This window comes from Streptomyces sp. URMC 127 (assembly GCF_051386535.1).
GTDB lineage: Bacteria > Actinomycetota > Actinomycetes > Streptomycetales > Streptomycetaceae > Streptomyces.
Window position 1 is genome coordinate 21,088 of record NZ_JBPQTW010000060.1, and the last position, 10,848, is coordinate 31,935.

Sequence of the window (10,848 nt, forward strand, 5' to 3'; positions counted from 1 at the left end):
CCGTCCTGCCCGGCCGTCACGGGACCTCCCGGAGGGCGTTCGTGGCGCAGTGCACCTCACCGCCGCCGAGGTGGGCCCAGGAGAAGTTCTCCACCCAGTGGACGCGCACGCCACCGGCGGCAAGGGCCTTCTCCGTCTCCGCGCGGAAGAGGTCGCGCCCGGCGACCCGCGGCCCGTGCGGGACCGGTGCGGCGAAGTCGCGTGAGGTCAGGGACAGGCCGTTGGCGAGGGCGGGCGAGAAGGCTATGTGCCGCTTCGGCAGGCCCTTGCCCGCGTCGGCCCTGAAGTAGAGCACCGGCAGGCGGACGATCTCCTGGGGCTTCAGGCCCGTCTCCCGCAGCAGGACCGATAGCTGCCCGTCGATGCGCCGGGCGGCGTCCTCATTGTCACCGGCGTGCTCCTCGTAGCGCAGGAACTGATCGACGGTCGGCTTGTCCCCGGCGACCGTGCCGGCGAAGAGGCGCTGCCCGCCCTCACCGGCCCGCCGCGTCTGTTCGAGCAGCGCTACGGCCTTGCGGGGGTCGGAGACGGCCAGCGTCCAGCCGCGCGCATTGTTCGCCCGGACCACATGGACGGTCTCGTCGACATGGCCGACCAGCAGCCAGGACGTGTCGAGCACGACCGGCGGCTGCTGCCCCTGGGCGGTCAGCATGCCCACGAACGACGGATCGGGGCGGCGCTCGGCGCTGCTGCCGTAGAGGATCCGGCCCTGCGGATGGCCTGCGTACGGCGGCAGGGACTCGAAGTTGCCCGTGAAGTTCAGCAGTTCGTCGACGTTCTTCTCGCGCTGCGCGGTGGGCGTGTACTGCTGGACCACGCCGACGCCGGGGCCGCGCAGGTCGCGGTAGAGGAGCCGGCCGGCCCGGCGCAGGCTCGCGGAGCGGCCGTCGGCGGACGTCCAGTAGTTGGGGGAGCGGAGCAGGATGCGCAGGGTCTGCGGGCCGTGAGGCGTCGGCCTGGTGACGTAGCCGGGCTCGGCGATGTCCTGGCGCCAGATGTCGCGCCACCACTGCGAGGTGCCGGGCTGGAACCGCAGCCCGCCCTCGGGCAGGCCGGACTCCTTCGCGGCCTTGCGCAGGGAGCCGGCGAACTCCTCCCACTGCCCCGGGGGCCGGCTCGCGGCCGGGACCTCGACCGGCTGCCCCTCGCCCGGGCCGGGCGCCGCGGCGAAGACGTGCTGCGCGCGCTGCAGGTCGTGCTGCAGCAGCACGGGGGCCACGTGCATGTCCGCGCGGGCCGATCGCGTGACCCCGTGCTCGGTCACGGACAGGGTCACCTCGATGCGGCCGTCCCACCGCTTCGGATCGCGCACGACGTCACGGGCCTCCACGGCCAGCCGCACGCCGTGCCGCAGCTCCTCAGCGCCGAGCCGGCCGTCGGAGCCCAGCGAGACGTACTTCCCGCCGCGTATGACGAACACCCGGGCGTAGGGACCCTGGGCGGCCGGCAGGGAGACGCGGGCCTGCGCACCCCTTCCCACGGCCGTGGGCGGCACGGTCAGCGGGGTGAGGTCCTTGGCGTCCTCCGGGCCGTTGACCACGTCGTCGGCGGCGTCATGGCACGCGGCGAGCCGTTCGTCGACGGCCACATCCAGCCGGTCCAGGTCGCCGGGGCGCATCGTGCACCGCCGGGCGTCGTCGTCGAGGTTCGGCAGGACGACCGGCCCCTCGGGCGTGCGCAGCCCGGGCAGCGCGGCCGGGGAGGCGGATCGGGCGCCGGCCGGAGAGACCAGCGTGGCGACGACCGCCGTACAGGCCAGTACGCCGGCCAGGGAGGTCCGTGTGAGCAGTGGTCTTTTCATGCCCTTCACTCTCCCGCCGCCGCCCGCCGCGCCGCATCGGCCACCGGGTGGAGCCCGGGTGGAGACCTTCGATGCAGCCCGGGGTGGAGCCGTCTCCACTCACGGGTGGAGACGGCCCCGCAGGGGGTCCTTCAGATCCCGAGCCGGGTGTCTTGTCAGACCCCGCGCCGGGTGTTCTGTCAGACCCCGAGCCGGGTGTCCTGTCAGATCCCGAAGGGAGCCGCGTAGCGGACGGTGCCGCTCGGCAGCGGGCGGGTCGCGTCCAGCGACATGGCCATCATGGCCTCGTCCGGGACGTCGATGGTCAGGCCGATGCCGTGCGCGGAGGCGCGCCCGAAGCCGAACCGCGGGTAGTACGCCGGGTGCCCGAGGACGGTGACGTAGCGCTCGCCCATCTCCTCGGCCGCCCGGAGGGCGGCGCGGATCGCTGCCGAGCCCGCTCCGCCGCGCTGGTGCTCGGGGCGTACGGCGACGGGAGCCAGGCAGAGGGCCGGGGCGTCACCGATATGACAGCGGGTCAGCAGTGCGTGGCCGACGGGCTTGCCGTCCTCGCCGGTGCTGACGACCGACAGACCGTCGATCCAGGCCGGATCGGCGCGCAGGGCGTCGACGAGGCGGGCCTCCAGCGGCGTCTCGAAGGCCGCGAGGAGGATCTCCCGGACGGCGGGGATGTCGGCGCCGGTCTCGGGGTGGGTGATCCACTTACTGGGGATCCGCTTGCTGGGGGTGTGCGGGGTACGCATGACGGGATGAGGATCCGTTCCATGGTCGGAATCGTGCGGGGACGGCCTCGCGGGGCCGGCCTCGCCAGGCCGGCGCTCCGTGCGCGAGGCGAAGTGCCTGGTTCAGGCCGTCGCCCGGGACGCGAGGGCGGTCCGGGCGCTGCTCGTCGCAGTGGCCTTGTGCGCGGTCATCAGCCCCACCTCCCTTTCGTCCTCGATCCGGATCGATACATGCGTTCCTGACGCGTACGTTCATGTGTACCACGCCGCCCGGGATCTTCGCTCCGGATTTTTCCGTCCCCGGCCCCCTTCGCGGCCCTCCCTCTCCGCGTTCTCCTCCTCCGGTACCCGGACCCCGGCCCTGCCCTCCTTCTCCCGGCGTACCCGGCGCTGGTCTTCGCGGACGATGCCCGGTCCCGCGGCGGGCCCGATCGTGGAAGAGAACGTTCAGCTTCGGCGGCAGCAGGCACGCGCGGGAGCGGTGCCGGGGGAGGGCAGGAGCGGTATGGCAGACGTGACGCGGCGCGGGGTGCTCGCAGGGGCGGCCGTTCTCGGCGGGGCGGCCGCCGGACTGGCGGCGCCGGCCGCCGCCGCACCCGCGGCGGCAACGGCGGCGGCCGGAGGGCCCCCGGGCCGGGCGGGCGGCCCAGCCCGCGTGGGCCCCGACGACCTGCGGTACCGGTCGCTCACCCACCGCGGATGCAACGCGCGCTTTGCCGGCACCCCCGACTACGTCCGCGTGGCGGCATCGACGGAGCAGGTCGTCGCAGCCGTGCAGCAAGCCGTACGCGAGGGCAGACGCATCGCCGTCCGCAGCGGCGGCCACTGCTTCGAGGACTTCGTCGACGTCCCGGCCGTACGCGCCCTCATCGACCTGTCGTCCATGACCGCCGTCCACTACGACGAGCGGCGGCGGGCGTTCGCCGTCGAGCCCGGGGCGTCGCTCGGGGAGACGTACCGCAAGCTGTTCACCGGCTGGGGCGTGGTCATCCCGGCGGGCGCCACCGCGGAGGTGGGCGTGGGCGGGCACATCCTCGGGGGCGGCTACGGCGCCCTCTCCCGCCGCCACGGCCTGGGCGTCGACCACCTGTACGCCGTCGAGGTCGTGGTGGTGAACAAGGAGGGCGAGGCCTCCGCGGTGGTGGCCACCCGGGAGGACGACGACCCCCACCGCGACCTGTGGTGGGCGCACACCGGCGGCGGGGGCGGCAACTTCGGCATCGTCACCCGCTACTGGTTCCGGACTCCCGGCGCCGAGGGCTCCGACCCCGCGCGGCTGCTGCCCCGCGCCCCCTCGTCGGCGCTCGTCTTCAGCGCTTCGTGGTCCTGGAAGGACCTCGACAAGGCGTCGTTCGCCCGCCTGGTGCGCAACCACGGCACCTGGTACGAGCACAACAGCGCCCCCGGCTCGGCGTACGCCGGGCTGTTCGGCGTCTTCATGCTCAACAGCCGCAAGGCCGGCACCGTCGACCTGGTCGGCCAGCTCGACTCCACCGGGCCCCGCGCACGGCAGCTGGTGGACGACTACGTGGCCGCGGTCGGCCGCGGCGTCCGCGCCCGGCCCGCCCGCAGCCAGGAAGAACAGCCGTGGCTGCAGGCCGCCGCGAGCGTGCAGGAGACCCCTCCGGCGTTCTTCAAGGCCAAGGCCGGTTACCTGCGCAGGCGCTTCACGGACCGGCAGACGGACACCCTCCACGACCACCTGGCGAGCGCGGAGGGCGACCGCATCGGTGGCTCGGTGTGGCTCGTCTCCTACGGCGGGCAGGTGGCCGCCGTCCCTCCCGCCGCCACGGCCGTCGCCCAGCGGGACTCCATCCTCAAGGCGGTCTACCTCACCGGTTGGGAGGCCCCGCAGGACGAAGGGCCGTCCCTGTCATGGGTCCGGGGCCTCTACCGTGCGGTGTACGCGGACACGGGCGGCGTGCCCGTGCCGGGCGCCGTGAGCGACGGCTCGTTCGTCAACTACCCCGACACCGACCTCGCCGACCCGGCCCTCAACACCTCGGGCACACCGTGGCAGACCCTCTACTACAAGCAGCACTACCCCCGCCTCCAGCGGATCAAGGCGCGCTGGGATCCTCGTGACGAATTCCGCCACGCCCTGTCGGTCCGCCTGCCCTAGCGGTCATGCGTCCTCAGCCCGGCCGCACCCGTATCCGGCGAGGGCCGGCGCCAGCAGGTCGAACGCCCGGACGGCTTCCTCTTCCAGGACGGCGGCGATCTCGGGGTTGGTGCGCCCGGCCAGCGTGAGCTCCTGGATCCGCTGGAAGAGGACGCGGTGCACCCCGCCCAGCAGGGCCGCGGCCGCGCGCGGGGCGATGTCACCGGCGGACGCGCCGGTGGCCTCGGCGAGGGCCGCGGCCAGGGCTTCCTCACGCCGGTCGTGCAGGCCGCGCAGGCAGGCCGAGAGGGTGGGGCTGTCGGCGATCATGCGGGTGAACTCCGGTCCGGCGAACCCGGCGACGGGGTCCTGCCCGGCGACGGCGGACAGGAACGCGCGGCGCAGGGCGGCGAAGGGGGACTCGCCGGGTGCCCGGCCGGACACCGTACGCGCCAGGCCGGCGACGAACTCGTCCTGGTGGTCGAGCGCCATGTCCTCCTTGCGCGGGAAGTAGTTGGTGACGGTCTTCTTGGCGACGCGAGCGGCGTCGGCGATCTCCGCGATGGTGGTGGCCTCGAAGCCCTGCTCCAGGAAGAGCCTCGTCGCCCGGTCGGAGATGAGCTGCCGCGTCTCGCGCTTCTTGGTCTCGCGCAGGCCCGGGGCCGTCGAGGCGCCGGAGCGGCCGCCCGCGCCCGTAGTCGTGTCCGTACTCGTACCCATGGGGAAATCTTACGCCGGACGTATTTTTGCCTTGACCCGACCGAGGGTTGCGCTCTAAAGTTACGTCCGTCGTAAAGTTCCTGCGAGGATAGATTGTTTGCGGCGTGACCCCGCCGCATCAGGAGGGCTGTTCTTGAACATCACGTCTGTTTCCGCTGTTTCCGCACCCGGCGCCGACCGAGCTGGTGCCGACGGTGACGCTGGAGCCGCCGGAGCCGAGTTCGACCGCCAGGTCCGCACCCTGACCGGCCTCGGCTACCCCGCGCTGGCAGGCCTCACCTCCGAGGAGTTCGCCGCACTGGTCGCGCCGCTGCGCGCCCGCGCCGTGGCACACGGGGCGGCCGGCGGCCGGCAGCAGCCGTGCGATCCCGAGAGCGGCCGCGTGCCGTTCCTGCTGGTCCTCCCGAGGAACCTGGCGCCCATCGAGGAGACGATGCCGCGCACCCTCCTCCACCGCGGAAGCCGGCCCGGCTTCGTCGACCGTTCCTTCGAGCCCGGCTCCCTCGAACGCTTCGTCGCCACCCCGGAAACCGGGCTTCCGCACGGCCGGGCGGCCGGCGTCTACTTGCTGTTCGACGTCGAGCGGGGCGAGGAGTTCTGCGGCGCCGTGCCGCACGAGGCCATGGACACCATCGCCCGCAGAGGGCGCACCCTGCTCACCATCGAGGAGGGCATTGCGCTCATCACCCTCTTCCCCCGCGTCCTCGTGAAGAACAAGTGCTTCTCCCTCGGCGGTTCGCGGTCCGGCGACCGCCGGGTCCCGGCCCTCTGGATCAGCCAGAAGGCGCCGAAGCTCGGCTGGTGCTGGCAGGGCAACCCCCACACCTGGCTCGGCATGGCCTCGGCGGGCGCCCGCAGCGGCACGGAGCCGCAGCCGTAGGAGCCGGCCACGGGGCCCCGTACCAGCGGCGTACGGTCGCGCGGGGCCCCCGTGTGCGGCATCGGCGCCGCCGGCCGCGCTACGCCTTGAACGCCTCGGACCGCTCGCGCGACGCCTCGGCAAGGGCCTTGGTGACCGCCTCGGCACCGGCCCGCAGCCCGTAGACGGGCGTGCCGGGCTGCTGGCGCCAGGAGTCGTCGATGCCGCCCGCGTCGACCGTGTCGAAACCGAGCTCGTCGATGAGGCGGCGGACGGTCCGCTTGGCCGGCTCGTCGTCACCGGCGACCGGCACGGCGAGTCGCTCCGGGTGGCCGGCGGGCAGCGGCCTGTCGAGGATGTCCTGCGCGTAGGTGCCGTTGAACGCCTTGACGACCGGATGGCCGAGGTGCTGCTCGGTCCACCGGCTCTCCGGCAGGCCGTCCTCGATGGCGGCGATCCGCCCGTCGCGCTCCTTGGGGTAGTAGTTGCCGGTGTCGATGACGGCGGCGCCCGGCGCGGCCTCGTCGAAGAGGCCGGGCGGCAGGTCCGGGACCGCCTTCAGCGGGACGGTCACCACGACCACCTCCGCGCCCCGCGCCGCTTCGGAGGCGGTCACGGGGGTCGCGCCCGTCTCCGCCGCGAGCTCGGTGAGGGTGTGCGGGCCGCGCGAGTTGGCCACGGACACGTCGTGCCCCAGGGCCGTGAGCCGCCGGGTGAGATTGCCGCCGATGTTGCCGGCGCCGATGATGCCGATTCTCATGGAGCTTCCTTCGAAGGCTGGTGGGTACCGGCGGTGTTGCCGTGCCTGAGCGCAACTGCGGGGCTCCGGCATGTATTCCGGGGTTCCGGATGCCGGTGTTCCGGTGTTCCGGTGTGCTCCGGCCGGGTGTGGCGGCCCGGGCCGCAGGCGCTTCGTACAGGACGGCCGGACGGCTCACGGGAGACGGCCGGCCGGGTGATCCCGTGCATCCCCGGGCACCCGGCCCCGTTGGACAACGTGTGATCGCACTCCGTGACCCGTGGCGCACGGCCGCCGGCGCCCTGCTCCTGCCGGCCCTCACCCTCCTCCCGCCCGCGGCTCCCTGGAACCCGGCCCCCGACCCTGTGCCCGCGGCCCTCGCGCGTACGGCGCTGCCGCGGGCGGACGTGCACGATCCGCCGTGGCCGGTCGAGCGGTTCCCGTCCCGGGTCAAGAACGCGTGCGGGATCTGGAAGGGCCTCGGCTGGCCGCAGGCGGAACGCCCCGCCGACTACCCCGCCGGTGCGGGCCTCGTCATCCGCGGCAGCAATGTCTACCGCAACCTCAGCCGCGCTCTGCCGGTCGCCGGCCACTACCGCGAGTACGACGTCAATCCGCGCCCGGACAGCAGCCACCGGGACGCGGAGCGGCTCGTGCGCGACGCGACCGCGCACACCGTCTGGTACACGGGCGACCACTACGCGAGCTTCCGGCAGATCTCCGCGGGCTGTCCCTGACGAACGCACGGGCGAACGTACGGGACGGGCGCACGGCCGAGCGCACGGCCGAGCGCACGGACGGGCGCACGGGCCGGGCCCCTTCCGGGACCCGGCCTCTTCCTCGGCAGTGCCGGCGTTCCCAGGCTCAGTGGTTCGTGCGCGACGACCAGATCGCCTGGCTGCCGTCGTAGATGACGACGTTGCCGTCGTCCTGGACGACCAGCCGCGATCCCGGGTGGCCCGCCGTCCTGGACGACCAGACGGCGCGGCCCGAGCGGGTGTAGACGACGAAGTTGCCGTCCTCCTGGAACGCGGCTCTCCAGCCCTGGCCGACGGTTCCGGTGGCCCAGCGGGCTCTGCCGAACTCGTCGTAGATGACGAGGTTGCCGTCCGACTGCATGACCAGCCGGGCCGTGTCGGAGGCCAGCGACTGGTCCCGCTCCAGGGAGAACGGGGCGTAGACCGTCTGCGTGGCCGTGGCTCCCGGCTTCACCGTCTCGGCCGCTACGGTCCCGGCGGCGGCCGGGGTGCCGTTGCCGGACGTCGCTGCGGTCGCTTGTCCCGCGAGTGCCAGCACGGAGAGCGCGGCGGCTGCGACGAGTGTGGTGGTCCGCTTCCTCACGAAAGGTCCTTTCGCCGAGTGGTGCATCACAGGAGCCCCCGGGTCGGGGGCTCCGCACGTGACTGTGGCATTCCGGCACCACGCCCGGATCGCCGTTCGACCGGCGATGACGCATTCGCACCAGCCTTTGGCCGGGGCCGCACCGGTTCACTCGCTCCCGGGCTGACGGTCAGTCATCCGGCGGTTTCCCCACGCCCGCTGCCCGGCCCGCGCCCCCGCGGCTAGCATCCGCACATGGATGCGAACGACGGCTTCGACCCGTGGTCCCCCCAGTTCGTCGCCGACCCCTACCCGGGATACGCCCGGCTCCGGGCCGCCGGGCGCGTGCACTGGTTCGGGCCGAGCCGCCAGTGGCTGGTGCCGCACTACGAGGACGTGCGGGCGCTGCTGCGCGACCGGCGGCTGGGGCGCACCTATCTCCACCGCTACTCCCACGAGGAATTCGGGCGCACCGCACCTCCCGCGGACCACGAGCCGTTCCACGTCCTCAACGGCAACGGCCTGCTGGACCTCGAACCGCCGGACCACACCCGCATCCGGCGCCTGGTCTCTAAGGCGTTCACCCCGCGCACGGTCGAGAACCTGGCGCCCGTCGTCGCACGGCTGGCGAGCGGGCTCGTGGACGATCTGCTCGCCGCGGGCGGCGGCGACCTGATCGGTGCGGTCGCCGAGCCGCTGCCCGTGGCCGTCATCGCGGAGATGCTGGGCATCCCGGCGGCCGACCGGAAGCTGCTGCGGCCCTGGTCGGCCGCGATCTGCGGGATGTACGAGCTCAACCCGGGCGAGGAGACGGCGCGGAACGCCGTACGCGCCTCCGCCGAGTTCTCCGCCTACCTGCGGGAGCTGATCGCCTGCCGCCGCAGCCGCCCCGGCGACGACCTGATCAGCGCGCTCGTCCTGGCGCACGACGACGGGGAGCGGCTCACCGAGCAGGAGATGGTCTCGACGTGCGTCCTGCTGCTCAACGCGGGCCACGAGGCCACCGTCAACACCACGGGCAACGGCTGGTGGGCGCTCTTCCGTCATCCCGGCCGGCTCGCCGCCCTGCGCGCCGATCCCGCGCTGCTGCCGGGCGCGATCGAGGAACTCATGCGTTACGACACACCGTTGCAGCTCTTCGAACGGTGGGTGCTCGAAGACATCGAGATCGACGGCACGGTCGTCCCGCGCGGCAGCGAAGTGGCCCTGCTCTTCGGCTCCGCCAACCGCGACCCCGCCCGCTTCCCCGCGCCGGACCGCCTGGACATCACCCGCACCGAAAATCCCCACCTCAGCTTCGGCGCAGGCATCCACTACTGCCTGGGCGCGCCGCTCGCGCGGCTCGAACTCCTCGCCTCCTTCGGCGAGCTGCTGCGCCGGGCGCCCCGGCTGCGGCTCCTGGCGGAGCCGGAGTGGAAGCCGGGCTTCGTCATCCGGGGGCTGCGGGAGTTGCTCGTCGCCTGCTGAACGGCGGCCCGGCGCGGCAGCACCCGCCGCCAACCCGGCCCCTATAGTCACCTTTTCGGGTGATACGGCGCATGGAGTGCATGGCTGAGCGGCCGGTGGAGAGGGTGACCGTGCACGGATCGATCACCGTCACCCGGAGAACACCCGCATGCGCGCCTCGCTCGTCACCGGCCTCGTCCTGCTCGGCTGGGCCCTGACCGGCTGCTCGAGCCCGCAGCCCCGTCCCGCCGCCCCGGACGAGGTCATCAAAGCGGCCACCCAGCGCCTCACCGACGCCTGCCTCGCCCGGCAGGGCCTCACTCCGCCCGGCTCCGGGCAGAGCCCGCCGCCGGCCGAGCAGGAGCGCGTCACCGACGCGCTCTTCGGCACGGGCCGGACGGAGCTGTCCGTCGCCCTGCCCACCGGCTACGTGGTGCGCGCGCACAGCGACGGCTGCCTGGCCGCCGCCCAGCAGCGCCTCTACGGCGACCAGCCCCGCTGGTTCCGCACGTCCGTGATCGTCAACAACCTGGAGCCCGAAGCCCACCGCACCCACCGCAGCCTCGCCGAGGTCCGCGACCGGCACCGCGCGGAGATCGCCGACTGGCGGCGGCTCCGGGCACACGCCCTCGCCGCGGCCACCACCTTGCTGAACACCCCACCACCGACGGGAGAACCTCGACCATGAAGCGCCTGTCCGCCCTCTTCGCCGCCGCCCTGATCTGCGCCGGCGCCGTCCTGGCCACGTCGGCCGACGCCCAGGCGGCGTCCTGCCGCCGCGGCTACTTCTGCGTCTGGACCCACGCGAACTTCGACGGCATGAAGATCGAGCACAGCGGCGACGACCACTGGTGGGAGGGCAACATGAACAACCAGGACTCCTCCTGGGCCAATCACGGCGTCTCCGGTCCGGGCGTCAAGGACCACGTCAAGATCTACGACGGCCGCGAGCTGACGGGCGGCGTCACCCTCTGCCTGGCCCCGGGCCAGGAAGTCGGCTACAACGGCAGGGCGAACGACAAGGGCGGCTCCCACACCTGGACTTCGGGCTGCTGACGCGGCGCTGAGCTGCGCGCGGGGCGGTGCCGCAGGGTGCTCCCTGCAGCCGGGCGGGGGGGGGGGGGGGGGGGGGGGGGGGGG

11 protein-coding genes are annotated in these 10,848 nt (G+C 73.5%); 6 read left to right on the plus strand and 5 right to left on the minus strand.

The annotated features are described in order from the left end of the window. Positions 1 to 16: 16 nt before the first annotated feature. Both ACSNOH_RS15450 and ACSNOH_RS15455 read right to left on the minus strand, forming a co-directional pair. Positions 17 to 1,801 (minus strand): protein-arginine deiminase family protein, encoded by a 1,785-nt coding sequence (locus ACSNOH_RS15450; protein WP_436721901.1) that lies wholly within the window; start codon positions 1,799 to 1,801, stop codon positions 17 to 19. Positions 1,802 to 2,004: 203 nt separating this feature from the next. Then, entirely contained in the window at positions 2,005 to 2,544 is a 540-nt protein-coding gene (locus ACSNOH_RS15455; protein WP_436721902.1) for a GNAT family N-acetyltransferase, read from the minus strand. Between the two features lie 484 nt (positions 2,545 to 3,028). Here ACSNOH_RS15455 and ACSNOH_RS15460 point away from each other — a divergent pair, with 484 nt between their 5' ends. Continuing rightward, positions 3,029 to 4,645, plus strand: a complete 1,617-nt coding sequence (locus tag ACSNOH_RS15460) for an FAD-binding protein (RefSeq protein ID WP_436721903.1) — start codon at positions 3,029 to 3,031, stop codon at positions 4,643 to 4,645. A gap of 3 nt (positions 4,646 to 4,648) precedes the next feature. On the opposite strand, the gene ACSNOH_RS15465 is transcribed toward ACSNOH_RS15460, so the two are convergent. Continuing rightward, on the minus strand, positions 4,649 to 5,344 hold the full coding sequence (locus tag ACSNOH_RS15465) for a TetR/AcrR family transcriptional regulator (RefSeq protein ID WP_436721904.1): 696 nt from the start codon (positions 5,342 to 5,344) through the stop codon (positions 4,649 to 4,651). Between the two features lie 139 nt (positions 5,345 to 5,483). On the opposite strand from ACSNOH_RS15465, the gene ACSNOH_RS15470 reads away from it, so the two are divergent. Continuing rightward, a complete protein-coding gene (locus tag ACSNOH_RS15470) occupies positions 5,484 to 6,224 on the plus strand; it encodes a DUF5701 family protein (RefSeq protein WP_436721912.1) in 741 nt (246 codons plus the stop codon). A 79-nt stretch (positions 6,225 to 6,303) separates the two neighbouring features. On the opposite strand, the gene ACSNOH_RS15475 is transcribed toward ACSNOH_RS15470, so the two are convergent. Further along, positions 6,304 to 7,035, minus strand: a complete 732-nt coding sequence (locus ACSNOH_RS15475; protein WP_436721905.1) for an NADPH-dependent F420 reductase — start codon at positions 7,033 to 7,035, stop codon at positions 6,304 to 6,306. A 167-nt stretch (positions 7,036 to 7,202) separates the two neighbouring features. Here ACSNOH_RS15475 and ACSNOH_RS15480 point away from each other — a divergent pair, with 167 nt between their 5' ends. Beyond that, positions 7,203 to 7,679, plus strand: a complete 477-nt coding sequence (locus ACSNOH_RS15480) for a ribonuclease domain-containing protein (RefSeq protein ID WP_436721906.1) — start codon at positions 7,203 to 7,205, stop codon at positions 7,677 to 7,679. A 127-nt stretch (positions 7,680 to 7,806) separates the two neighbouring features. On the opposite strand, the gene ACSNOH_RS15485 is transcribed toward ACSNOH_RS15480, so the two are convergent. Further along, positions 7,807 to 8,283, minus strand: coding sequence for a hypothetical protein (locus tag ACSNOH_RS15485; protein ID WP_436721907.1), 477 nt, complete (start codon positions 8,281 to 8,283; stop codon positions 7,807 to 7,809). Between the two features lie 234 nt (positions 8,284 to 8,517). Between ACSNOH_RS15485 and ACSNOH_RS15490 the strand changes: the two genes are divergently transcribed. From ACSNOH_RS15490 to ACSNOH_RS15500, 3 genes are all read left to right on the plus strand, one after another. Further along, positions 8,518 to 9,729 (plus strand): cytochrome P450, encoded by a 1,212-nt coding sequence (locus ACSNOH_RS15490; RefSeq protein ID WP_436721908.1) that lies wholly within the window; start codon positions 8,518 to 8,520, stop codon positions 9,727 to 9,729. Positions 9,730 to 9,877: 148 nt separating this feature from the next. Then, complete coding sequence (locus tag ACSNOH_RS15495) at positions 9,878 to 10,396, plus strand: hypothetical protein (RefSeq protein WP_436721909.1); 519 nt, start codon at positions 9,878 to 9,880, stop codon at positions 10,394 to 10,396. Further along, the gene (locus tag ACSNOH_RS15500) at positions 10,393 to 10,764 is read left to right on the plus strand and encodes a peptidase inhibitor family I36 protein (protein ID WP_436721910.1); all 372 of its coding nucleotides are present in this window, start codon (positions 10,393 to 10,395) and stop codon (positions 10,762 to 10,764) included. The genes ACSNOH_RS15495 and ACSNOH_RS15500 overlap by 4 nt, the downstream gene beginning before the upstream one ends. The last annotated feature ends 84 nt before the right edge of the window (positions 10,765 to 10,848 follow it).

Bases quoted from the DNA above. Each gene is read 5' to 3' on its own strand.
- ACSNOH_RS15500 (WP_436721910.1), top strand. From the start codon at position 10,393: ATGAAGCGCCTGTCCGCCCTCTTCGCCGCCGCCCTGATCTGCGCCGGC.
- ACSNOH_RS15450 (WP_436721901.1), bottom strand. From the start codon at position 1,801: ATGAAAAGACCACTGCTCACACGGACCTCCCTGGCCGGCGTACTGGCC.
- ACSNOH_RS15490 (WP_436721908.1), top strand. From the start codon at position 8,518: ATGGATGCGAACGACGGCTTCGACCCGTGGTCCCCCCAGTTCGTCGCC.
- ACSNOH_RS15495 (WP_436721909.1), top strand. From the start codon at position 9,878: ATGCGCGCCTCGCTCGTCACCGGCCTCGTCCTGCTCGGCTGGGCCCTG.
- ACSNOH_RS15460 (WP_436721903.1), top strand. From the start codon at position 3,029: ATGGCAGACGTGACGCGGCGCGGGGTGCTCGCAGGGGCGGCCGTTCTC.
- ACSNOH_RS15475 (WP_436721905.1), bottom strand. From the start codon at position 7,035: ATGCCGGAGCCCCGCAGTTGCGCTCAGGCACGGCAACACCGCCGGTAC.
- ACSNOH_RS15465 (WP_436721904.1), bottom strand. From the start codon at position 5,344: ATGGGTACGAGTACGGACACGACTACGGGCGCGGGCGGCCGCTCCGGC.
- ACSNOH_RS15455 (WP_436721902.1), bottom strand. From the start codon at position 2,544: ATGCGTACCCCGCACACCCCCAGCAAGCGGATCCCCAGTAAGTGGATC.